Annotated in this window: 25 protein-coding genes; 20 read left to right on the plus strand and 5 right to left on the minus strand. The window is 73.4% G+C overall.

Annotated features, from left to right (window positions below; all coding sequences use genetic code 11):
* Position 1: 1 nt before the first annotated feature.
* From HP550_RS12890 to HP550_RS12905, 4 genes are all read right to left on the minus strand, one after another.
* A complete protein-coding gene (locus HP550_RS12890; protein ID WP_175348064.1) occupies positions 2-1735 on the minus strand; it encodes an ABC transporter ATP-binding protein in 1734 nt (577 codons plus the stop codon).
* The gene (locus HP550_RS12895; protein ID WP_175348065.1) at positions 1732-3579 is read right to left on the minus strand and encodes an ABC transporter transmembrane domain-containing protein; all 1848 of its coding nucleotides are present in this window, start codon (positions 3577-3579) and stop codon (positions 1732-1734) included. The genes HP550_RS12890 and HP550_RS12895 overlap by 4 nt, the downstream gene beginning before the upstream one ends.
* Before the next feature lie 91 nt (positions 3580-3670).
* Positions 3671-4087 (minus strand): hypothetical protein, encoded by a 417-nt coding sequence (locus HP550_RS12900; protein ID WP_175348066.1) that lies wholly within the window; start codon positions 4085-4087, stop codon positions 3671-3673.
* Positions 4088-4288: 201 nt separating this feature from the next.
* Positions 4289-4609 (minus strand): DUF192 domain-containing protein, encoded by a 321-nt coding sequence (locus HP550_RS12905; RefSeq protein ID WP_175348067.1) that lies wholly within the window; start codon positions 4607-4609, stop codon positions 4289-4291.
* A gap of 199 nt (positions 4610-4808) precedes the next feature.
* Between HP550_RS12905 and HP550_RS22370 the strand changes: the two genes are divergently transcribed.
* From HP550_RS22370 to HP550_RS12985, 16 genes are all read left to right on the plus strand, one after another.
* Positions 4809-5621, plus strand: a complete 813-nt coding sequence (locus HP550_RS22370; RefSeq protein WP_175348068.1) for a hypothetical protein — start codon at positions 4809-4811, stop codon at positions 5619-5621.
* Entirely contained in the window at positions 5618-6346 is a 729-nt protein-coding gene (gene cpaB / locus HP550_RS22375; RefSeq protein WP_175348069.1) for a Flp pilus assembly protein CpaB, read from the plus strand. Before HP550_RS22370 ends, cpaB begins: the two co-directional genes overlap by 4 nt.
* The gene (locus tag HP550_RS12920; protein ID WP_175348070.1) at positions 6346-7932 is read left to right on the plus strand and encodes a CpaE/TadZ family protein; all 1587 of its coding nucleotides are present in this window, start codon (positions 6346-6348) and stop codon (positions 7930-7932) included. The genes cpaB and HP550_RS12920 overlap by 1 nt, the downstream gene beginning before the upstream one ends.
* Positions 7929-8279, plus strand: coding sequence for a TadE/TadG family type IV pilus assembly protein (locus HP550_RS12925; protein WP_175348071.1), 351 nt, complete (start codon positions 7929-7931; stop codon positions 8277-8279). Before HP550_RS12920 ends, HP550_RS12925 begins: the two co-directional genes overlap by 4 nt.
* Complete coding sequence (locus HP550_RS12930) at positions 8279-9703, plus strand: TadA family conjugal transfer-associated ATPase (protein WP_175348072.1); 1425 nt, start codon at positions 8279-8281, stop codon at positions 9701-9703. Before HP550_RS12925 ends, HP550_RS12930 begins: the two co-directional genes overlap by 1 nt.
* Positions 9700-10623, plus strand: coding sequence for a type II secretion system F family protein (locus HP550_RS12935; RefSeq protein ID WP_175348073.1), 924 nt, complete (start codon positions 9700-9702; stop codon positions 10621-10623). The genes HP550_RS12930 and HP550_RS12935 overlap by 4 nt, the downstream gene beginning before the upstream one ends.
* Entirely contained in the window at positions 10620-11522 is a 903-nt protein-coding gene (locus HP550_RS12940; protein ID WP_175348074.1) for a type II secretion system F family protein, read from the plus strand. The genes HP550_RS12935 and HP550_RS12940 overlap by 4 nt, the downstream gene beginning before the upstream one ends.
* Complete coding sequence (locus HP550_RS22380) at positions 11519-12685, plus strand: histidine kinase (RefSeq protein ID WP_175348075.1); 1167 nt, start codon at positions 11519-11521, stop codon at positions 12683-12685. Before HP550_RS12940 ends, HP550_RS22380 begins: the two co-directional genes overlap by 4 nt.
* On the plus strand, positions 12675-13364 hold the full coding sequence (locus HP550_RS12950) for a response regulator (protein WP_210768022.1): 690 nt from the start codon (positions 12675-12677) through the stop codon (positions 13362-13364). The genes HP550_RS22380 and HP550_RS12950 overlap by 11 nt, the downstream gene beginning before the upstream one ends.
* A 167-nt stretch (positions 13365-13531) precedes the next feature.
* On the plus strand, positions 13532-13735 hold the full coding sequence (locus HP550_RS12955) for a hypothetical protein (RefSeq protein ID WP_175348076.1): 204 nt from the start codon (positions 13532-13534) through the stop codon (positions 13733-13735).
* A gap of 144 nt (positions 13736-13879) precedes the next feature.
* Positions 13880-14941, plus strand: coding sequence for an OmpA family protein (locus tag HP550_RS12960; protein ID WP_175348077.1), 1062 nt, complete (start codon positions 13880-13882; stop codon positions 14939-14941).
* Positions 14938-15558: a hypothetical protein gene (locus HP550_RS12965; RefSeq protein WP_175348078.1), complete on the plus strand. Its 621-nt coding sequence runs from the start codon at positions 14938-14940 to the stop codon at positions 15556-15558. Before HP550_RS12960 ends, HP550_RS12965 begins: the two co-directional genes overlap by 4 nt.
* Positions 15555-16322: a hypothetical protein gene (locus HP550_RS12970; RefSeq protein ID WP_175348079.1), complete on the plus strand. Its 768-nt coding sequence runs from the start codon at positions 15555-15557 to the stop codon at positions 16320-16322. Before HP550_RS12965 ends, HP550_RS12970 begins: the two co-directional genes overlap by 4 nt.
* A gap of 134 nt (positions 16323-16456) precedes the next feature.
* Positions 16457-17860, plus strand: coding sequence for a hypothetical protein (locus HP550_RS12975; protein ID WP_175348080.1), 1404 nt, complete (start codon positions 16457-16459; stop codon positions 17858-17860).
* A gap of 53 nt (positions 17861-17913) precedes the next feature.
* Positions 17914-18516 (plus strand): hypothetical protein, encoded by a 603-nt coding sequence (locus tag HP550_RS12980; RefSeq protein WP_175348081.1) that lies wholly within the window; start codon positions 17914-17916, stop codon positions 18514-18516.
* The gene (locus HP550_RS12985) at positions 18509-19072 is read left to right on the plus strand and encodes a hypothetical protein (protein WP_175348082.1); all 564 of its coding nucleotides are present in this window, start codon (positions 18509-18511) and stop codon (positions 19070-19072) included. Before HP550_RS12980 ends, HP550_RS12985 begins: the two co-directional genes overlap by 8 nt.
* Before the next feature lie 30 nt (positions 19073-19102).
* On the opposite strand, the gene HP550_RS12990 is transcribed toward HP550_RS12985, so the two are convergent.
* Positions 19103-19525, minus strand: a complete 423-nt coding sequence (locus HP550_RS12990; protein WP_175348083.1) for a hypothetical protein — start codon at positions 19523-19525, stop codon at positions 19103-19105.
* A gap of 163 nt (positions 19526-19688) precedes the next feature.
* Between HP550_RS12990 and HP550_RS12995 the strand changes: the two genes are divergently transcribed.
* The 4 genes from HP550_RS12995 to HP550_RS13010 are packed head-to-tail and all read left to right on the plus strand — an operon-like array spanning position 19689 to position 22529.
* Positions 19689-20105, plus strand: a complete 417-nt coding sequence (locus HP550_RS12995) for a hypothetical protein (protein ID WP_175348084.1) — start codon at positions 19689-19691, stop codon at positions 20103-20105.
* A complete protein-coding gene (locus tag HP550_RS13000) occupies positions 20102-21514 on the plus strand; it encodes a hypothetical protein (protein ID WP_175348085.1) in 1413 nt (470 codons plus the stop codon). The genes HP550_RS12995 and HP550_RS13000 overlap by 4 nt, the downstream gene beginning before the upstream one ends.
* A complete protein-coding gene (locus HP550_RS13005) occupies positions 21511-21978 on the plus strand; it encodes a hypothetical protein (RefSeq protein ID WP_175348086.1) in 468 nt (155 codons plus the stop codon). The genes HP550_RS13000 and HP550_RS13005 overlap by 4 nt, the downstream gene beginning before the upstream one ends.
* Entirely contained in the window at positions 21975-22529 is a 555-nt protein-coding gene (locus tag HP550_RS13010) for a hypothetical protein (protein ID WP_175348087.1), read from the plus strand. The genes HP550_RS13005 and HP550_RS13010 overlap by 4 nt, the downstream gene beginning before the upstream one ends.
* The last annotated feature ends 30 nt before the right edge of the window (positions 22530-22559 follow it).

Raw genomic sequence — 22559 nt, forward strand, 5'->3', positions numbered from 1 at the left:
GTCACTCGTGCTGCCACGAGTGCCACAGGGCCGCGTAGTCGCCGCCGGCCGCCACCAGCTCGTCGTGCGGACCGATCTCGGTGATCCGCCCGCCGTCGACGACCGCCACCCGGTCCGCGTCGTGCGCGGTGTGCAGCCGGTGCGCGATCGCGACGACCGTGCGGCCCGCGAGGACCGCCGACAGCGACCGCTCCAGGTGCCTCGCAGCACGCGGGTCGAGCAGCGAGGTGGCCTCGTCGAGCACCAGCGTGTGCGGGTCGAGGAGCACCAGCCGGGCCAGCGCGATCTGCTGCGCCTGCGCCGGCGTGAGCGCGGCACCGCCGGAGCCGACCTCGGTGTCGAGGCCCTGGGGCAGCGCCTGCACCCACTCCCAGGCGTCGACCGCGCGCAGGGCACGCTCGAGCGCGGGCGCGTCGGCGTCCACCTGGGCCAGGCGCAGGTTGTCGGCCACCGACCCGACGAACACGTGGTGCTCCTGGGTGACCAGGGCGACGTGCCCGCGCAGCTCCTCCAGCGGCAGGTCGATCAGCGGCACCCCGCCGACCGTCACCGTGCCCCCGCTCGGCGGGTGGATGCCGGCGAGCATGCGTCCGAGCGTCGACTTGCCCGCACCGGACGGCCCGACGACCGCCAGCCGCTCCCCGGCCGCGAGGTCGAGGTGGATCCCGTGCAGCACGTTGTGGCCCTCGCGGTACGCGTACTCCAGGTCCCGGGCGGCGATGTCCTCGTCGACCGGCGTCCCGTCGCGGGACTGACGGTCCGGCTCGACCAGCTGGACGCCGACGATGCGCGCGAGCGACGTGGCCGCCACCTGGATCTCGTCGATCCAGAAGATCAGCTCCCAGACGGGACCCGTGATCTGGTACGTGTACAGGACGATCGTGGTCACGGCGCCGACCGAGACGTGGCCCTGCGAGGCCAGGTAGCCGCCCCAGAACAGCACCGCGGCGGGCGCGAGGACGAACGTGAGGTCGATGCCCGGGAACAGGATGGTGCGCAGCCGCAGCGTCGCCCGCTCCGCGTCGAACGCCTCCGCCAGGTCCTCGTCCACCCGTCGCATCCGGCGCGCGCCGAGCCGGAGGGCGTCGACCGTGCGGGCACCCTCGACCGACTCCGTGATCGTGCCGTTGAGCACCGCGTACGCCGCCGACTCGCGCTGGTACGCGGGCGCGGCGCGCTTGAGGTACCAGCGCACGATGATCAGCAGCGTCGGCACGCCCAGGAACATGGCGAGCGAGACGACCGGCGACAGGAGCAGGCACGCCACGATCGTCAGCGAGATGGTGACCACCGCGACGATCACGCGCGGCACACCGAACCGCACGGCGTGCTGGAGCTTGTTCACGTCGTTGGTGGTGCGCGCGACGAGGTCGCCCGTGCCCGCGCGCTCCACGACCGACAGCGGGAGGGCCGTGACCTTCTCGATGAACTCCTCGCGCAGCTCGGCGAAGACCTCCTCACCGAAGATCATCGACGAGCGCTGCGCGAACCGGATGAGCACCGTCTGCGCCAGCACGGCCGCCGCCCCGACGGCGATGAGCGTGTTGACGTACCCGACGGTGGTGCCGGCGGTGACGGCGTCGATGAGCATGCCGAGCAGCCACGGCCCGGCCAGGCCCGCCGTCGCCGCCAGCGTGTGCAGGACGGCGATGAGCGTCAACGGCCGCTTGTGCTTGCGGAACAGGAGGGCGGCGTAGGCCCGGACCGTCGCCGAGTCCGCGATGGGAAGCTTCATGACTGTCCTCCTCTGGTCTCTCCGGCCGACTGGGCGGCCATCAGCTCCTGGTGCAGCCGCTCGTCCTCCGCCAGGTCCTCGACGGAGCGGAAGTCCTGCGACTCCTCGTCCATGCGCCGGCCCACGACCGCGCGGTACGCCCGCGCGACCGCGAGGTCACCGGCGCCATGCGTGAGCAGGTCGTCGTGCGTGCCGCGGGCGCGGATGACGCCGTCCTGCACGAACGCGACCTCGTCCACGTGGTCCAGCACCAGCGGGCTCGCCGTCACGACGAGCGTGGTGCGGCCCCGCCGCACGTCGGCGAGTCGTGCGGCGATCCGCGCCTCGGTGTGGGCGTCGACCGCGCTGGTCGGCTCCACGAGCACCAGGATCTCCGGGTCGATGAGCAGGGCGCGGGCGAGCGCGACGCGCTGGCGCTGACCGCCGGACAGCGAGCGACCCTTCTCGGGCAGGTCGCCGGCGAGGCCGTCGGGCACCGAGTCGAGCACGTCCTGCGCGTCGGCCGTGGCGATCACCCGCAGCAGGTCGTCCTCGGTGGCGGAGCCGCGCACGTCGAGCTCCACCTCCAGCCGGCCGGAGAACAGGTGGGGGGTGGCCTCTGCGACCACGATGCGCTCGCGGACCACGTCCTTGTCCAGCTCCGAGAGCAGCACCCCGCCCAGGCGCACCGGGGTGTCCTTCTCGGCGTCGTCGTCGAACCGGCCGAGCCGCGTGGCGATGCGCGCGGACTCGTCGGGGTCGGCGCTCACCAGTGCGACCACCCGACCGGGCTCGAGCCGCAGGTCGCTGACCTCGTCGACCAGCGGCGCGTGCCGCTCGGGAGAGTCGGCCGTGCCGGGCGTCGCGCCGGTGGCCGGGACCACCTGGAGCACCTTGACCACCTTGGTGGCGCCGATGTGCGCGCGCGTCGCCGCCTGGAGCATCTGCGTGGCGTTCTGCACGGGCCACGACAGGAACGCGGCGAACCCGTACGTGGACACCAGCTGGCCGGGCGTGATGGTGCCGGCCAGCGCCATGTGCGCGCCGAGCCAGATGAGTGTGATGACGAACGCACCCGGGAGCAGCACCTGGAGCGCGTCGAGGATCGACTGCGTCTTGGCCACCTCGACCCCGCGGCGTCGCGTCTCCTGCGACTGCGCGCGGTAGCGGCCGGTGAAGACCTCCTCGCCGCCGATGCCACGCAGGATCCGCAGGCCCGACACCGTGTCGGAGCCCAGCGTGGTCAGCCGGCCGGACGCCTCACGCTGCGCCGCCTGGCGTCGCGACAGCGGCTTGACCAGCAGGCCGAGGATCGCCGCGACCGTCGGCAGCCCGAGGACGACGACGAGCCCGAGCGGCACCGAGACGCGGAGCATGAGCACCGCGACGATCCCGTACGCCACGAGGCTGCCGAGGAAGTGGGCGGCCATCGCGAACACCTCGCCGATGCGCAGCGCGTCGTTGGCGACGGCCGAGACGACCTCACCGGTCGGCAGCTCCTTGGTGATGGTGTGGCCGGAGCGTGCGACGGTCCGGCCGACCAGCTGCGAGGAGGTGAAGGCGGCCCGGAGCCAGTTGTTGACGTCGTACCGGTGCCCGATGGCCGACGCCGTGATGATCACCGCGCCGAGCGCCAGGAGGGTGCCGCACGCCCGCCACAGGTCGGGGCCGAAGCCGCTGTCCAGCCCGTCGTCGATGGCACGGCCGACGACGTACGGGGTGAAGGCCTGGCACGCGAACATGGTGATGCCGAGGCCGACGGCGGTCAGGAGGATGCCCCACTGCCGACGCGCCAGCCACCAGAGCAGCGCGGTAGGCCCGCTCAGAGGCGGGGTACCGGGGTCGTCGAGGGGGAGAGAACGCACGAGCGGCAACGTTACGTGCCGGTACTGACACGGGTCGCCTCGTTTTCGGCGAGCGGCCAGCGGCCAGTGGCCGGCGGTCAGCAGTTGGCGGTCAGCCCGTGTAGCCGAGGGACTGGTTGCTCCGGGCCGCCGCGTGGCTGGTCACGACGCAGCTGGCCGCGCCGACCGCCATCCACAGGGCGAGGTCGACGACCCAGGCGGCGGGCAACGGGGTGAACGCCCCCGCGACGAGGGCGTCGCCCCGCCAGGCGAACGGGTTGACCAGGTAGCCCACGAGCACGCCGGCCACGGCCCACGTACGCAGCCGCGCCCGGTGCGCCTGGAGCAGCTCCTGGCGCAGCGCCCACCAGGGGACGAGCACGAGGACGACGAGCACGAGCACGGTCCGCACGGCGGTCCCGGCGGCGCCGTCGACGGTGGCGTCGGTGACCCAGGCGCCGAGCAGGGCCGCGGCGATCGCTCCGGCGGCGGTGCCGATCGCGATCCGAGCGGTGAGTGCAGCACGCATCCGTGGACCTCCCGGCGTCGATGTCCCCCTGCGCCTTCCATGGTGCGGGTGAAGTCCTGACGCGTGCGTGGGCCCCCCGGCTCATCCCGGCCGGGCCCCTGTACCCGCCCTCCTCCACCCGGCGGACCCACCCGCCCGGCACAGGTGGGCACCGTGGGCCCGGGCCGTCACGCCGCGTCCGGCCGACGATGGAGGAGTGCCTCAGGACCCCTGCGTGACGGTCGACGACCCTCGTGCCACCACGCTGCCCGGGTGCAGGCCCCACCGCTCGAAGCTCCCCCGCGGGGCCTCCACGACCGCAACGACGCCCCGACGGGGCCAGGTCAGGCCCCACGGACGCAGCACCAGGGTGTGCGTCACGACCCCGGACCCGTCGAGCAGGGCGACGTCGAGGGCCACCCGCATGCCGACGCCGTGGACGGAGCTCTCGGGCTCGAGCCAGAGCGCCTCGGGCAGCTCCGTGCGTCCCAGGAGCCCGCGGAGCCGCGCTCGCCAGGTGTCCGCGACCTCGACGGTGGCCACTGTCGAACCGTTCACCATCAAGAGTGAGCGGGTGAGCACAGCCATGGACCTCCCCCTATCATTTGCGTGGTTCGTCGCCCCCGGCACCAATTCCGGGCACGGGTGGCGGCCATCGTCCCAGGGGATCGCCCACAGCAGATCCTCGTCGCGGGCGTCGACCGCTCGATCCGGGGCCTATGACAGGGGGAGCTCCCGACCGATGGCAGCCATCGTCGTCTCTGCGCTCGTCGCGCTCGGTGCGGACTCACCCGCGCTCGGCGTGCCCTCGCGTGCCCTGGTCATCACGCCGGGGGATCTCGCCGCTCCCGACGCCGCCGACCTCGCGGGCGCCTCGCACGCGCTCGTCATCGGCGAGCGGCGGCACGAGCCGCTGGTGCGCCGGCACGCCGCCGCGCTGGCCGACCGCGGCCTGCCCGTCGCGTGGCGCGCCCTGCCCCACGGTCCGGGCGCGATCCTGCTGATCGCCAACCAGGCGGCGGCCGTGGGCCTCGACGCCGGCCGGACGGTCGCGTTCGTCGACGAGCTGGCCCGGACCACCTGGAGCGGCGCATGGACGCCGACCGTCGCCAAGCTCGAGCACCCGGCGCCGTCCGTCGGCCAGCACCTGCGCTCGTGGGCGCCGATGGGTGCGGGCTTCGTGGTGACCCTCTCGGGGACCTCGCCCGCCGTGCGTGCGGTCGGTCACGACGTCGCTCCCGACGAGCCGACGGAGGCGCGCGGCCCGCTGTACGGCGGCGCACCCGAGTGGATCCCCGAGGCGGCCCGCGCGCACCTGCTCGCGGCCAGCGGCTGCACCGAGATCGTCGAGCTCGACGCCCTGGTGCTCGACCCCGCCGAGCGGTTCGGCACGGGTCGCGCCGTCGAGCTCGTCGCGCTGCCCGCCGCCCGCCTCCAGCTGCCCGTGCCCCGCGGGGCGTGTCCCACCTGCGACACCGCCGTCGTCACCGACTTCTGCCCGTTCTGCCACGTACGCCGGACGGATCCCGTCGACTCCCGAGGAGCCATTGCGTGAACCCCCGCCAGCGACGCGGAGTTCTGTTCGTCCTGCTGTCCGCCGTCCTCGCCATCGTCGTCTTCTTCCTGGTGGCGTCCTACGTCGGGAACGTCTCGAGCCAGGTCGGCTCGGTGGTCACCGTGTACCGGGCGGCCGACTCGCTCCCGGCGTTCACCACGCTCGACAAGTCGTCGATCGTCGAGGACGAGGTCCCGGAGCGGTGGCTGTCGGGCACGGCGCAGCTGTCGTCGGACGACCTGCTGGGCCGCAAGATCGGGGTCAACCTGGAGGAGGGCACCATGCTCACGAGCGACCTTCTTGTCCCGCCGTCCGACCTGAGCCCCACCGAGCGCGAGATCGCCATCAACGTCGACGCGGTCACGGGCATCGCGGACCGCGTGAAGCCGGGTGACCACGTCGACATCTACGCCGTGTTCGCCGACGTGCCCGGCCTGCCCAAGCAGGTGCGCGTGCTGGTCCAGGACGTGCGGGTGGTGTCCGTGCGCGGCAGCCAGGTGCAGATCGACGAGAGCACGGAGACCGGGCAGTCGACGGTGGTCCCGGTGACGCTCGCGCTCGAGCCCAACGACGCCCTCGCGGTCACGTACGCGTCCGCGTTCGCCGAGGAGGTCCGCCTGGTCGGGCTGCCGGCGGGCTCGTCCGAGGACCGCACGGGGGAGCAGGACGAGTTCGACGCCTCCGACCTCGGTGGCACCGCGGTCCCGGAAGGGGAGCAGGGCTGATGGCCGGCACCGTCGTCATCGGCTGCGCCGACCAGTCGCTCGCGTACGAGCTGCGCTCCCAGCTGTCCGAGGCCGCGGAGGTCGAGGTGGTCGGCGTCGCGGAGACGACGACCGAGATGGCCGACCTCGTCCTCCAGCACGAGCCGAACCTGGTCCTCGTGCACGACCAGCTGGGTCCGGAGCCGGTCCACCAGGTGATCCGCGACCTCGGGATGCGCCGCCCGGCCAGCGCCGCGATCGTGGTCACCAGCGACGGCGAGCCGGAGGCGCTGGCCGCGGCCATGGACGCCGGTGCGCGCGGCGTCCTCTCCTACCCCCTGTCGTTCGCCGACGTCCAGCTGCGGGTCAACACGGCGCTCGACTGGTCCCGGCACATGCAGAGCCTGCTGATCAACGCGTTCGCCGACGGCGGCAACGCACGCGGTCGGGCGACCGTCGTCGCGATCACCGGGACCAAGGGTGGCGTCGGGACGACGACGCTGGTGACGCACCTGGCCTGGGACGTGCGACGCGAGCTGCCGGACCACAAGGTGCTCGTCGTCGACCTGGACCTGGAGAAGGGTGACGTCTCCAGCCTGATCGAGGCGCGCGCGCGGACGTCCGTGGCGGACCTGGCCAAGGTGGCGCAGGATCTCTCGGTCCGGACCGTCGCGGACGCGGTCTTCCAGCACGAGTCCGGCATCCACCTGCTGCTGCCCCCCGACGACGTGCGCGACGCCGAGCTGGTCACGCCGACCGCGATCCGGCAGATCGTCGGGCTCCTGCGCCAGCAGTACGACCTGGTCCTGATCGACGTCGGCGCGCACGTGACGCCGGTCCAGGCGGCGGTCGTCGAGATCGCCGACGAGGTGGTCTCCGTGATCACCCCGGACCTCATCAGCATCCGCGCCCTGCGCCGCACGCTCGGCTGGTGGGAGACGCTCCAGGTCCGCAAGCCGGACTCGGTGCACGTCCTGATCAACAAGGCGTCGCGCACCGACGAGGTGCAGCCCGAGACGGCGAAGCGGCTCTCCCCGGGGCGGATGCTCACCACGGTGCTGCCGGACATGGGGCGCAAGCTCGAGACCGCGATGAACTCGCGCGCACCCGAGCTGGTGACCGACCCCACCTGGTGGCGGTCGCTGCGCGCGCTCGGACGCGAGGTCGGCCTCGTCCGCGCCCCGGGCTCCGGCGAGCAGTCCGGGCCCGTCGAGACGTCCTCGCGCCGGTCGTCCGGCCGCCGTCAGAAGTCGGCCGCGAACGACTCCGGCTCCGCCGCGGTCGAGCTGGTCGCGCTGCTGCCGGCGATCGCCCTGGTCTGCGCGGTGCTCTGGCAGCTCGGCATGACGGGCCTGACGTACGTGTGGACGGGCTACGGGGCGTCCGCGGCCGCGCGGTCGGTGGCGCTGGGCGACTCCCCGAGCGAGGTGCGGACGGCCGCGCAGGACGCGTTCCCCGCCGGGATGCGGTCGGACGTGACGGTCGACGTCGCGTCCCCGCTGCCCTCGTCGGTCGACGTGAGCGTCCGGATCCCCGTGATGATGCCGGGCATCCTGGACACGCCGTGGACCGCCGAGGTGCACCGAGAGGTGGTGAAGGAGCCGTGAGGCGACTTCGGGAGCGGCTGCGCGGAGACGACCGCGGCTCGTCGGCCGTCGAGATCCTCGGTGTCATGCCGATCGTCGTGATCGTCGTCCTGGCGGCGCTCCAGGTGGTCGCCGTGTCGGCCACCACCCACGCGGCCAACCAGGCCGTGCGCGACGGTGCCCGGGCGATGAGCCTCGGCCGGTCCGTGCCGGCGGCGATCGACGCGTCCCTGCCGAACGGGCTGGGCGACACGCAGATCTCCTACCCGCCCGGAGCGGTCCGGATCGAGGTCCCGGTGCCCCGCATCGCGATCTTCCCCAGCCTCACCGTCACGCGTGAGGCGACCATGCCGCGGATGGTGCCCTGATGCGCGCGGGCTTCGGCGAGTGGGCGCACCGCGCGGACCCGGCGCCGACCGAGGGCACCGTCGTGCCGACGGTGTCCTCGTCCCCTGCGCGCAGCGACCTCGACGAGGGTCTGGTCTCCACCTTCAAGCGCAAGCTGCTGGACGAGGTCGACCTGCACGAGCTGGGCCGCCTGGACCCGGGCCAGCGCCGGATCCGCCTCGAGCGCGTGGTGGCCCACCTGGTCTCCACCGAGGGCGTCATCCTCACCACGCGCGAGCGCAACGCGCTCATCCGCCGGGTCGTCGACGAGTCGATCGGCCTCGGCGTCCTCGAGCCGCTGCTGGCCGACGAGACCGTGTCCGAGATCATGATCAACGGCCCGGACACGATCTACGTCGAGCGGTTCGGGCAGGTGGAGCGCGTCGCGGCGGTGTTCGCGTCCGAGGAGCAGCTCCGCCAGACGATCGACCGGATCGTGTCCACCGTGAACCGCCGGGTCGACGAGTCGAGCCCCATGGTGGACGCGCGGCTGCCCGCCGACGAGCGGATGCCCCGTGGCGCCCGCGTGCACGTGGTGCTGCCCCCGCTGGTGCTCAACGGCCCCACGGTCACCATCCGGCTGTTCCCGAAGTCGTACGGGCTCGACGAGCTGCTCAACCGCGGCAGCCTCGACCAGGCGACCGCGGAGCTGCTGGCGGCCTGCGTCCGTGCGCGGTTCAACATCATCGTCTCCGGCGGCACGTCCTCCGGGAAGACGACGATGCTCAACGCGCTCTCCGCGTTCATCCAGGGCCGGCAGCGCATCATCACCATCGAGGACGCTGCGGAGCTGTCGCTGGGGCAGGAGCACGTCGTCCGGCTGGAGACGCGTCCGGCCAACGTCGAGGGCCACGGCCAGGTCACCATCCGGGACCTGGTCCGCAACGCCCTGCGCATGCGCCCCGACCGCATCATCGTCGGCGAGGTCCGCGGTGGTGAGGCGCTCGACATGCTCCAGGCGATGAACACCGGGCACGAGGGCTCGCTCGCCACCGTGCACGCCAACTCGCCGGTCGACGCCCTGATCCGGCTCGAGACCCTCGCGTCGATGAGCGACGTCGACGTCCCCTTCCACGCCCTGCGCGACCAGGTGAACAACGCCGTCGACCTGGTGATCCAGCTGCTGCGCGGGTCGGACGGGACGCGTCGCGTGGTCGAGGTCGGCTGGGTGTCGTCGAAGCACCGCGAGGACTTCGACGTCCAGCCGCTCATGCGGTGGGACCCCGAGATCCCCAACCCGCCCGGGCCGCCCGGACGGTTCGTGCTCTACCCGGTGCCGCAGCGGGTGCTGGACAAGCTGCGGATCGCCGGCGAGCCGATCGGTCTGGCTGCCGTGCCGCTCACGGTGGCCCCCGACGTGCCAGGCGTCGCACCGGCCGCCACGGGCCGACGGGTGGCCCCGTGATCGTCCTGGTCATCCTGCTCGCGGTGATCGCGGCCGCGGCGTTCTTCGTGATCGGCGTCGGGGACCTCGGGTCCGACATCGCCCGCCGGCGCTCCCTGGTGGCCGGCGTGGTCGCGGACGAGATCGGGGCGCAGACGCGGTTCGTCGCCTGGGACCGCGCCTTCGCGCGCACGGCTCCGGGCCGGTGGGTCGCGGGGCAGCTGCTGCTGGCCGGCGAGGAGCGTCGGTCGCCGCTGCTGGTGGCCGCGGTCGCGGTCGGCGGCGGGGTCGCGGTGGGGTGGGTCCTCGCCGTGGGGCTCGCACCCGTGTTCGGGCTGCTGGGCATCGTCGCCGTCGTCGTCGGCGTCCGGGCCTATCTGTCGCGCGCCAAGGACCGCCGCAACGAGCAGTTCATCGCGCAGATGCCCGAGCTGGCCCGGGTGCTGTCCAACGCCACCAGCGCGGGCCTGTCGATCGCCTCCGCGGTCGGCATCGCGGCCACGGAGCTGTCGGAGCCCGCCGGCCCCGAGCTCGCCCGCGTCGCGTCCCGCATGCGGTTCGGCGACAGCCTCGACACGGCGATGCAGGGCCTCGAGGCCCGCCTGCCGTCGCGCGAGGTGACGGTGCTGATCTCGACCTTGCTGGTGAGCGCGCGCAGCGGTGGCTCGCTCGTGTCGGCCCTGCGGGACATCGCGGACACCCTCGAGGCCCGGCGCGAGACCCGGCGCGAGGTGCGCACGACGCTCGCGCAGTCGACGTCGACCGGCTACCTCGTGATCATGATGGGCTTCGGCCTGCTGTTCCTGCTCAACATCATCCAGCCGGGCACGGTGCAGGCGATGCTCGACTCGTGGGTGGGGCGTGCCGCGCTGCTCGTGGGCTCGTCCCTGTTCGTCGGCGGCTTCCTGCTGATCCGCCGGATGACGAGGTACGACGGATGAGCGCGATCATCCTTCTCGTCGCGGGCCTCGGGGCCGCCGGCGCCGCGATCCTCTTCATGGTCGGGTACCGAGCGATGCGCTCCGACGCGCTGGACACCCTGGCCGTCGACGACCTGAACCTGCTGCGTGGCCAGCAGCGCCGCCGCGCCGAGGGGGAGCTGCCGCTCGACAAGCTGGCGCGACGGCAGGTGCCGCGCCTGCGCCGGCTGCTGGGCCCGACCCGGGTGGCGCGGCTCCAGCGGATGATCGACGAGGCCGGCCGGCCGGACGGCCTGACCGTCGACGGCTACCTCACACGCACCGCCTGGTGGGGGATGCTGCTGCTCCCGGTGGTCGTCATCATGCTGCTCACCGGCAACCCGCTGGTCTCGCTCCTGGCGCTGGCCGTCCCCGTGGTCCTCCCGCTGAGCGTGGTGGCCGGGGCGCAGCGCCGCCGCCGCGAGCGCATCGACCGCGACCTGCCGGACTTCCTCGACGTCCTCGCGGTGACCGTCATGGCGGGCGTGAACTTCCGCGCCGCCCTGGCGCGGGTGGCGGAGCGCTTCGAGGGGCCGCTGGGCGAGGAGATCATGCTGACGCTGCACCAGATCGCCAACGGCGCGTCGGTGCGGCAGGCGTTCCAGGACCTGCGGCGGCGCAGCTCCTCGGAGTCCGTGGCGCAGTTCGTGTCGGCCCTGCTCCAGTCCCAGGAGCTGGGCGCGCCGCTGGCGGAGTCGCTCCGGCAGATCGCCGAGGACATGCGCCGGGAGAGCGGGCAGCGCCAGCGGCAGGCGGCCGCGCGCACCGCCCCGCGGGTGACCCTGGTGACGTCGATGGTCCTCGTGCCGGGCGCCCTCATCTTCATCGTCGTCGGGCTCTTCCTCGGGGCGGACGTCGACTTCGGGGCGCTGTTCGGGTGAGCACGGTGCAGCGGGACTTCACCCAGCGCGTCGTGGCCGTCGCCCTGATCGTGCGGCTCCTGGCGATCACGGTCGCGCTGTTCGGGATGATCGGCGAGCAGATCACCGGCACCATGCTGGCCAGCGTGCTGGTGCTGTCGGCGACGAGCTTCTCGTTCCTCATGTACCCCTCGGTCGCCCGGTTCGTGGTCCACCACCCGCTCGCCGTGGTGGCCGACCTGCTGCTCACCCTGCTGGTGCTGGCGGCCCTGGGCGTCGAGAGCCCGCTGGTGCTGGCCACGTTCTCCACCGCGCTGGTGATGGGGATCCTGTTCGAGCGCCGCATCGCGGTCCTCGGGGCGGCCGCGCTGGTGACCGGCTTCCTGCTGGTCGACCGGGTGCAGGGGCCGCCCACCACCGGGTTCATGATCAACCTCGGCATCCCGGCGCTGTATGTCGGCCTGGTGGCGGTCGGGTCCGTGGTCCGGCACGCCCACGAGCGCGAGGTGGCGATCGCGAGCGACCTCGTGGAGGCGAACCGCGCGGTCGCGCAGGCGGACGAGCGCGCCCGGCTGGCCCGCGAGATGCACGACTCCCTGGGCAAGACCCTGCACGGCATCGCGCTGGCGGCGGAGGCGCTCCCGGTCTGGGTCGAGCGCGACCCGCCGACCGCCGTGCGGTACGCGCACGGGCTCGCCGACGCGGCGCGGCAGGCCGCGGCGGAGGCACGTGCGCTGCTGGTGCGGCTGCGCGCGGACCAGCCCGACCGGCCGCTGGCGCAGGTGCTCGCCGACCAGTGCCGCAGCTGGGCGGCGGAGACGGGCATCGAGTGCACGTTCGTCAGCCACGGCGCCGTCGACCTGTCGACCGACGCCCGCTACGAGGCGCTCGCGATCGTCGCGGAGGCGCTCGAGAACGTCCAGCGGCACGCGGACGCGTCGCACGCGTCGGTGACCCTCGTCGGGGCCGAGCACGGTGCCGTCCGGGTGGAGGTCGTCGACGACGGCCGCGGGTTCGTCGTGCTCGACGGCGAGGTCAGCCCGCCGAACCACTTCGGCCTGACCGGCATGCGCGAGCGCGCGGCCCAGGCGGGGGCCACCCTCGCCGTCTCGTCCACGCTCGGCCAGGGGACCCGCGTGGTCCTCACCCTCGACCCGGTGAAGGAGACCTCAGGTGTCAGGTGACGGTGCCGGCTCGCCGGTGGAGGGGGTCGACGCCGACCACCCGGCGCTGACCCAGGTGACCGTGGTGATCGTCGACGACAACGCGGTCATCCGGATGGGGCTGCGCAGCCTCCTCGACGCGTCCGACCGGATCCGCGTCGTCGGCGAGGCGAGCGACGGCGAGGAGGCGGTCCGGGTGGTCCGCGCGACCCTCCCCGACGTGGTCCTGCTCGACGTGCGCATGCCCCGACGGGACGGCGTCCAGGTGGCCGCCGAGGTGCGGCAGTGGTGCAAGATCCTCATGCTCACCTACTCGGACGCGCCGGAGATCGTGCGCGCCGCGGTGGACGCGGGCGCGAGCGGCTACCTGGTGCACGGGGAGTTCGCGTCGCACGAGCTCGAGCGGTCGATCCTCGCGGTCGCCGAGGGGTCGTTCCTGCTCTCGCCGCTGGCCGCCGAGGCGCTGCGCACCACCTGGGTGATCCCCGCGGCGACCGCCCCGGAGCGTCCCGACGTGGGCCTCTCGGAGCGGCAGCGCGAGGTCATGGAGCTCATCGCCGCAGGTCGGACCAACGGCGAGATCGCCGCCACGTGCTACCTGTCGGAGAAGACGGTGAAGAACCACGTGAACCACATCTTCGCGCGGCTGGGCGTCCGGACCCGGGCGGAGGCGGTCTCCGTGTGGCTCGGTGGGGCCTGACGCCCAGGGCCTGCACGGGACGAGATGGGCCCGAGGTTGGGCCCACGGACCCGCCGAAGACGTCCGGACCGTCCGTAATGTTTCAGGTGTCAGCACGGGGACCGGATGACCGGGACCGCAGAGAATCCAACCGGTCAACCCGGGCGGCACACGTGGAGGAGCACAACATGACCCGCATGTTCGTCAACACCAAGATCCGCATGATGAAGGCGCTCGAGGCCCGCGAGGCCGGCCAGGGCACGCTGGAGTACCTCGGCATCGTCGTCGTCGTGGCGCTCCTGATCACCGCCATGATCGCCGCCTTCACCACCTGGGACCTGGGCGCCAAGCTCACGGCGGCCCTCGCCAAGATCACGACGGCGATCGGCTGACCTGTCCCACAGTCCCCGAACGGCGGCCCGGCGCTCACGCGCTGGGCCGCCGTCGTGGGTGCAGGGGGTCGGTGGAGCCGGACGCAGCAGGAGGATCCGGGCGCAGCCCCCTACTCTGACCCGATGACGAGCATGAGGAGACACGTGAGACGCGGTCTGGGGATGGCGGTCGTGGCCGTCGTGCTGGTCCTGTCAGGAGCGACCGCGGACGCGGCCGACCGGGACCCCGTGCCGTCCGGCACCGTCTCCGTCGACGGCCAGGACGTCCCGATCCTCGGCTCGTTCAGCTACCACCAGCGCAACAAGGACACGAACCCCGAGATCCGCGGGCTGGTCCACGGGGTGCGGCGCGTCGACGGTGGCACGGTGCTCTACTACTCGATCGGGTGGAACGGCTCCGACCCGTTCCAGGGCGGGTTCGCCTTCAAGGACTCGATGCACCCGTACAAGATCCTGCACGGGACCGACTTCTCGCTCGTCGACGCCGCGGGGCTGACCCTCTACCACCCGCTGGCCAGCGACGAGGCGACGTTCACCACCTACGCGCCCGACCTGGACTCGAAGTCCGGCGAGCTCCGCGTCGGCTGGGCCCTGTTCCCCGAGCTGCCGGCCGACGTGTCCGCGGTCGAGATCATCGCGCCGTACGGCACCGCGGCCGGGTCCGTCCCGGTCGAGGACGGCGCGCTCGAGCCCGTCGGCACCGATCCTGCGCCGTACGTCGGCGAGGGCTGGCCGGCGCTGCCGGATGCCTCGGAGACCGCCGCCGCCAACCCGGACGCGTTCACCTACACGCTGGTCCGCAGGTCCGGCGACGTCGCGGGCACCGCCCTGGTGGAGGAGTCCCCGGAGGCCGTCGCCGTGACCCTGGACGCGAACGTCCTGTTCGCCTCCGGTTCGGCCGAGCTCACCCCGCAGGCCGCCGACACCCTGACCGCGATCGCGGACGACATCGCGGCGCGCGGGACCGGCGAGGTGGTCGTCACCGGGCACACCGACTCCGACGGGTCCGACAGCTTCAACCAGACGCTCTCCGAGCAGCGGGCGGCGTCGGTGCTGGCGGTCCTGCAGCCCAGGTCCGGGTCGGCGGTGACCTTCGTGGCGGTCGGCAAGGGCGAGAGCCAGCCGGTCGCCGACAACGCCACCGACGAGGGCAAGCAGGCGAACCGACGGGTCACCGTCGTCTACGGCGTCCAGGGGGACTCATGAAGTGGCTCAGGTGGATCGTCGCCGGCGTGGTGGCGATCGCCGTCGGAGCCGTCGCCCTCGTGGCCTGCACCGGTGACGACGAGCCGACCCCCACGGGCACCGGGACCGCGTCGTCCTCCCCGGCCGCGGAGGGCATGACCCGCGAGGAGCTGGAGTCCGCCGTGTTCGGCAGCGACTCCGCCTCGACCGTGCTCGGCTCGGTGGAGGGCGCCGTGCGCGACCCCCTGCACCCGTTCCCCGCCCGGATCGACGTGACCGAGGTCGTGGCCGCGGAGGCGAGCACGACCGTGCGGTTCACCCTGGTCAACCTCGAGGACACCGACCCGCTGCTCCAGCTCACGGCGTTCAACGACCAGCGCCCGCTGACCATGGACATCCGTGACGTCGCGCTCGTGGACCCCACGGCGTCGCTGCGGTTCCTGCCGTACGTCGGGGCGCCGAACGCGGCCGGCGAGACGGCGAGCATCTGCGCGTGCTCCACCGCCCCGCTGCAGATGTCGGAGGTCGGCCAGCTCCTGTCCGCCACGTTCCCGCCGCTCGACCCGTCGACCGAGACGGTCACGCTCGAGATCCCCGGCTTCCCGCCCGTCGAGGGCGTCCCGGTGTCGCGCCCGTGAGGCTGCGCGCTGGACGCGTCCGGCGGGCGCTGCGCGGCGACGACGGGCTCGCGGCGACGGGGATCGTCCTGACGGTCGTCATCGGCGTCCTGTTCCTGCTGTTCCTCATCGTCATCCCGCTGCTGTCGGGCACGGAGAAGGCGGGGCGCACCCAGACGGCCGCCGACGCCGCCGCGCTGGCCGGCGCGAAGGGCGCCCGGGACCGTGCCGTGGACGAGGTCGCGGCCGCCGTCTGGGCGCTGCGCCCCGAGGCGCTCTCCGGGACGCGTCAGGTCTGGCGCTTCTCGGAGGCCGTCGCGGGCGGCAGCGGCTTCACGGGTGCCCAGCAGTACGCGCTCGCGAACAACGCGTCCGTCGACGCGTACCACCACGACGCCGCGCGGGATCGCGTGCAGGTGGACGTCCGCCTCGGCGAGCCTGCCCCGCAGGGCGGCCCCGTGCTGTCCCGTGCGGTCGCGCAGGTCGGTGTCGAGCTCGCCAGCTGCGAGGTGGCGGCCGTGCGGGAGATCACCGGGTACACCGAGCCGCCGCCGGTGGAGACGCCGACCCCCGAGCCGCCGCCGCCCTCGCCGACCCCGAGCCCGACGCCCACACCGACGCCCACGCCGCCGCCGTTCGTGCCTCAGCCGATCTACAGCGCCTGGGAGTTCGGCTTCTCCTGCGACGGCGAGCACAGCTTCGACGACTCGGACTCCGCGCTCGACCAGCTGGTCGACCGGGCCAGGTCGCGGCTCGAGGACCTCGAGCCCCGCCTCGTCTCCTGACCCACGCGACGGCTGGGCCCGTGGGCCCATGACCAGCACGGGAACCGAGCCGTGGGGCCTGCGGACAGCGCCGCGCCCGCCCGTACGGTGAAAGTGCTCGGCTGAGCAGCACCCACGGACGGAAGGTTGATCGAGTGACACCGACACGCGCGCTCCGGCGCCGCGCACCCCGGTCCGACGATCGTGGTGCGGGCACGCTCGAGTACATCGGAGTCGTCGCCGTCGTCGCCGCCCTTGTGGGTGCCCTCGTGCTGGGCTTCGCCAACAGCCACTACGGCGAGAACCTCTCCGCCCAGCTGTGCAAGATCACGTCCGCGGTCGACGGCGGCTCCTGCCCCGTCCCGCCCACCGAGCGGGCACCCGAGGACTACGTCCCGCCGGACGCGTGCGTCGTGTCGTCGAACGGCGAGGAGTCGAGCACCGGCCTCACCGTCGTCGTCGACGTCCAGGGTGGCGAGACGTGGCTCATCGAGAAGCTCGGTGACGGCACCTACCGGCTGACCCGTGCCCGCTCCGGCGGCGTCGGGATCGGCGTGGGCGTGGGGTTCGACTTCTCCGCCACGGTCGACAGCCAGACCTACGGTCTCGGTGCGACCGCGAAGGCCAACGTGGCGCTCGTCGGTGGGGGTGGCGAGTCGTACATCGCCACGTCCGAGGAGCACGCGCGCAACATCCTGGACCAGAAGCGCAACGACGAGACCAAGGACTCGCTCGTCGGCGACGACAACCCGGTCCGCGACGGCGTCGACTGGCTCAACGACCAGCTCGGCGGCAGCAACACGTACGAGCAGCTCGACCCGGACGAGTGGTTCGTCGAGGCCGGCATCGAGGGCGAGGCCTCCGCCGGCGCGAGCACCCCGCTCGGCACGGTCGGGGCCGAGGCGGCGATCGAGGCGTACCTCGGGCGCACCGACCGCGCCGACGGCACCTCGACCGACTACCTCCGCGCCGAGATGTCCATCGGCGGGGGGATGGAGGGGCGTGGCCCGAACGCCCAGGGGTACGACACGTTCATCAACTACACGGCCGAGGGCTCCGCCGGGGCGGTCATCGAGGTCGACCGCGACAAGGACGGCAACCCGGTCACGTTCCGGATCAAGAGCGTGCTGATGGGCAACGCGACCGGCGACAGCTCGTACTCGGGACCCGTCGAGGACGACCCCGAGTACACGGAGCGGACCATCGACATCCCGCTCGACTCCGCGACCGGCCGGCAGACCGCCGCGCGCGTGCTCCAGGCCGCCGGTGTCCCGTACTACCCGGGGATCACCGACACGGTCGACATCCCGCAGATCGCCCAGGACAAGCTCGACCCGACGGCGCTCGGGCGGGAGCTCGGGGCGCTCGCCGCGGCCCGCGGACACATCTCCGAGCAGACCTACACGCTGGGCACCAGCGAGGACGGGTTCAACGCCGAGGGGGACCTGGGAGTCCAGCTGGGCCTGTCGCACAGCTCGATCACCAGCAGCCGGTCCACGTCGGACTACCGGTACTGGGACGGGACTGAGATGACGGACCGCGCCGGGTGCACGGCGTGACAACCTACTCCCGGCACGCCGACCGGCGTCCCCGTCGTTCTCGGAGGTCCCCCATGCGTCGTCCTCAGCTGATCGCCGCCCGTGCGGCGGTCCTCGTCGGGGCGTTCGCCCTGCTCGCGGGCTGCACGTCGTCGTCGGGCGACGACACTGGTGGCGTGCTGACCCCTAGTGCCGCCCCGTCCGGCTGGAACGCCCAGGAGCTCGCCGGGGTGCAGCTGTCGACGCCCGCGGACTGGGAGTCCTACGAGACGGAGCCGCCGTCCGGCGGCGGTGCCGACGTCACGGCCGCGGGCATGAAGATGCCGCTCGGGCCCGACGGTGCCGGCGGCTCGGTGTACGTGGTCACCTCGGGCTCACCGACCAGGGACGCCAAGGCCTCGAGCGCCAACAGCCGGACGGTCGGCGAGGCCACGCTCGGCGCGGAGGACGTTGTCGAGGAGGACCTGACCTGGCCCGGGGCCGACGCGGCCGCGTACCTCGCGTACGAGGCGGACCTGCCGATGCCCTCGGGCGACGACGTGCGGTTCCGGTACGAGACCCTCACCCTCGACCTGCCCGACGGCAGTCAGTCGATCGTGACCGTCGTCGGTCCGGTGTCGCGGTACGACGAGACCGGCCAGCACGACGTGCTGGCGAGCGTCACGGTCGGTGAGTGAGCGCGTGGGCATCTACTCGGGCAGCAACATCCGGCGGACCGCCCGGATGTTCGGCACGGCCGCGTTGTTCGCGGCACCGCTCTTCGCCCTGCTCGGCCTCGCCGGCGTCCTGGGGCTCGGCTCCTTCGGCGGGACCGCGCCGGTCGAGATCCTCCGGTCGGCACCGGCCGGTTCGCCGGTCGAGCTGACCAACAGCGTCCACGGCGACGCCGTCTGGGGTCAGCCGGACGTCGACCTCTCGGCGGTGAGCTGCGAGGCGTCCAGCTCGGACGGTGCGAGGACCGTGGACCTCGAGGTCGGTGCCCAGGACGGGAGCCTGGCCGAGGTCGACGACGCGCAGGGCACCGGGACGTGGACGAGGCTGTCGAGCACCGACACCCTCGACGGGGTCTCGCTGGTCACGTGCAGCGGCGGCGGGCTGGAGACCGTGGGTGTCTCGGTCGACCCCGGGGACGGCACGCGCGGCGTTCCGGGTGCACAGTTCTTCGTGTTCGCGGCGTTCCTGATCGTCCTCGGCCTGGTCCTGAGGCACGCCACCGCCCCCAAGGAGCAGTGACGCGGGTCCGCTGAGGACCGCGACCGGCGGTCAGACGGCCGGCTCGTAGCCCACCGGCTCGCGGTGCGTGGCGGACCGTGTGGCAAGGAGCACGGCGCCCATGCCGACGCCGGTCCAGAGCACGAGGTCGACGACCGCCGAGGCCAGGCCGACGGGTACGAACGACTGCGCGACGAACGCGCGCCCCAGCCAGGACAGCGGGTCGAGCAGGTAGCCCAGCACCAGCCCGACCGCGGCCGAGCGGCGCAGGACGGCGCGGTCGACGTCGAGCAGGTGCCGGCGCACCGCGATCGCGGGCGCCAGCACCAGGACGAGGACGACGAGCGCGGTCCGCACGGCCACGCCGGCGCCGACGGAGAGCGTCGAGCTGCCCACCCCCAGGGCGAGCAGGCCGGCGACGAAGCCGCCGATCGCGGTCGACAGCGCCACCTGCACGGTGAGCATCGGGCGCATGGTCGGACATCCTCTCGTCGGTCGTCCGCCCCGTCGGCGGACCGCCTGGAGGGTATCCCGACCACCGGGCCCAGCAGGCCTGGGTCCCGAGGCCCAGCCCGTGGGTCCGCAGACGAACCGGGGGGCCCGAGACCGGCGCGCGGGGCCGTCCTAGCGTCGAGGCATGGACCAGATCGACCTCAGAGCAGCGGCCGCCGGCGTCGTCGCGGGCATGCTGGGCTACCTCGTCGTCGCGGTGCTGCTCGGGACGAGCGAGGCGCGGCCGCTCCTGGTCCTGGCGGGTGCGCAGCTCGGCGTGCTGGCACTGGTCGGGGCCCTGGTCGCGCTGCTCCAGCGGCGGCGGTTCGGGACCTACACCCGCACCGCCGCCCTGCGCACGGCGCTGACCGCCGGCGGGGCGGGGCTGGTCGTGGTCCTGGTCCTGGGTGCCGGTGCCTCGGCCGCCGCCGACGGGCCTGGGCTGACGCCGGCGGTGATCCTGGTCAACGCTGCCGTCTGGCTCGGCGGCACGGGCGTCGGCGCCGTCCTGGTCCGACCCGGCGAGGCCCGCGCGCTCCGCACCGTCCGCGCCGCCCAGTGAGACCGCGGCGGCTACGGCGCGACGACCGTGGCGCGAGCACGTCCGAGCTGCTCGGCGTGGTGGCGGTCGTCGCCCTCCTCGTCGTCGGCGTGATCGGCGGACTCTCCAGCTACCCGGACCGCCTCGCCGACGCCCTCTGCCGGATCGTCGCCGCGACCGGCGGCGGGAGCGGCGCCGCGTGCGGGTCGACGCCCGTCGCCGAGCCGACCGACGAGGACTACCTGCCGCCCGCCTGCATGTCCCACGAGGAGAGCGAGCAGTACTCGGCGACGGTCAAGGTGTGGTTCTTCGAGCTCGGCCAGGACTCGGGGTTCGTCGTCCAGGAGTTCGCCGACGGGACCGTCCGCGCGACCATGACCGACGGGGTGGGTCTGGGCGCGGGCGGCTCGCTCACGTCCAGCACGTTCGACCTGGGGAAGCTGGGCGGGGGCGGCAACTCGGGTCTCGACATCGACCTCGGGGGCGGCGTGACGTTCTCCTACGGCGACACCTGGGCCTTCGACTCGCCCGAGCAGTGGGGCGAGATGAAGGACCAGCTCGACGACTACCTCATGCAGCAGGAGGTGCTCAAGCACGAGGGCGGCGTCTGGGCGGCCAAGTCCATGGGGTGGAAGGACCCGCCCAAGGATCCCCAGGTGTCGTTCGCGAAGACCGAGCTCGAGCTCTCGCTCACCGCGGCGTTCGGGCTCCAGGACCCGACCGGCGCCACGGACGCGGCCGGCGACGCCGAGTTCTTCGACCCGAACGTCGGCGTGACGTTGTCCGCGACCGCGGGCGCAGCGGTGGTCATCGAGACGAACCACGAGACCGGCGAGCAGAGCTGGACGTACGAGGTGTCGGGCGAGGGTGCCGTCCGCGCCGACGTCGTCGTGGGGCACGGCGAGGCGGCCGGGAAGATCGACGGGGCGTTCACCGTGACGCGCAACAAGGACGGCGAGGTGACCGAGGTGGTGTTCCAGTCCTCCCGCGAGGGGGGTGTCTCGGGCGGGCTGGGGAACGACTCGTTCGAGCAGGCGTCGGGCGGCGGCGGGCACACCGAGTCCGACTCGCTCGTGACGACGACGCGGCTGACGGTCGACGACGCGAACCGCGATCTGGTCGACACGTGGCTCGCCGACCGCAACGACGCCGGTGTGGCGGTGTCGCTGCCGTTCGCCGCGATGGTGCCGAGCAGCCCGTCGGACGACCCGTTCCTGGACCTCCTGCACCGCAGCGCCACCACCAGCCAGATCGTGTACCGCAACGTCAAGGACTCGTGGGAGTTCGAGGCCGCCGTGAAGAAGGGCTGGCAGTTCGGGTTCGGCATCTCGGGCGAGAACGCCACCGCCGACGCCGTCGAGGCCGACTACCTCGGCGCGCCGACCAGCGACGGCACGCGGCTCTTCCTCCCGGACGAGTCGTGCGGATGACCGCGCGGCAGCGGCTGCGCCCGGCCGACCTGCTGTGGGCCTGGGCGGCGGCCCTCGTCGGCTTCCTCGTCGGTGAGTACGGCTCCGGGGTGGTGCTCGCGGCGCGCGCCGGGGCGGCGGGCACCGATGCCGTCCTCGCGCTCCTCTGGCTGCCGTGGCTCGCCGCGCCCGTGCTGGCCGGGCTGCTCGGTGCGTGGGCGCTGCCCGTCGCCCGCGTGACCGCCCGGTGGCAGTGGCTGCTCGGGACGGTCGCGATCCCGCTCGGGGCCGCCGCGGTGACCACGGCCGTGGTGGTCGTCACCGGCTCGACGGCGGCGGGGCTGCTCCTCTCGATCGTCGTGCAGGTGGTGGTGACGGCGGCCGTCGCGCTCGGGGTGGGAGCATGGCGCTCCGCCCGGCTCGCGCGCTCGCCCGGGGCGCCGCTGACGTACACGACCCCCCACCCGGAGGACCAGCTCGCATGACGTCGTACTCCCGCACCGTCGCCGCCGTCGTCGCGCTCACCCTCGCCGCGCTGGCCGGGTGCTCCGGAGGGTCCGGCGCCCCCGCCGGGTGGACCCGGGTGCAGGACGGCTGGCTCCAGGTGGACGTGCCCGACGACTGGTCCGACGGTGCGTCCCTCGACGCGCCGTGGACGCTCAGCCGCCAGGACGCCGAGGGCGACGACGCGACGATGCAGCTGGCCGGGGCGCCGACGCTGGGCTACTACCGCGCGGACGAGGGTCGGGGCACCCTGCTGGCGTCCATGCAGGTGGGCGGGTACCCGGACTTCGCGGTGGTCGACCAGTCCGACCCGGTGGACACGGGCGAGCTGGAGCTGACCCGCACGGACTTCACGTACGCGGCGCAGGACGGCGGCGACACGCTCCATGGCGTGCTGTGGGTGGGCTCCGCCCCGGACACGGGCAAGGCGGTCGCGGTGCAGCTGACAGGCACGGACCTGCCGACCGACGTCGTCGAGCAGGTGCAGGACAGCATCGCGGTGCTCGACACGGAGGCGACGCCCGCGCCGTGACCGTGCGACGCGTCACAGCGGCCGGTCCAC

The sequence above is a fragment of the Cellulomonas humilata genome (genome assembly GCF_013359775.1).
Taxonomy (GTDB): domain Bacteria; phylum Actinomycetota; class Actinomycetes; order Actinomycetales; family Cellulomonadaceae; genus Cellulomonas; species Cellulomonas humilata.